Annotated in this window: 1 protein-coding gene; it reads right to left on the bottom strand. The window is 68.4% G+C overall.

The window, feature by feature from the left end; translation table 11 throughout:
• On the bottom strand, positions 1 to 185 hold a 185-nt coding region (locus AC0IZJ_RS28845; protein ID WP_471855718.1), incomplete at its 3' end, for a hypothetical protein.
• Between the last annotated feature and the right edge of the window lie 24 nt (positions 186 to 209).

Genomic DNA, 209 nt, shown 5'->3' with positions numbered 1-209 from the left:
AGTGCTGCGGTCGAGATGGACTTGATGTCCTCGGTCTCGATGGCGGCGAGCTGGGCGGTGGAGAGCGCGGCGGCTTGGGCCGAGTTCAGTGCAGCGACCTGGCTGGACGTCAGGGCGTCCATGTCGCCGGCGGTCAGGCCCTTGACCTGGAGGGTGCTGAGCGACGCGATCTGTGCGGTGGACATGGCGCCGACGGCGTCACTGGCCAA

Source organism: Roseateles sp. AC306 (assembly GCF_979253795.1).
Note: the sequence above shows the minus strand (reverse complement) of the source record. Positions and strands in the feature narration are given on the sequence as shown.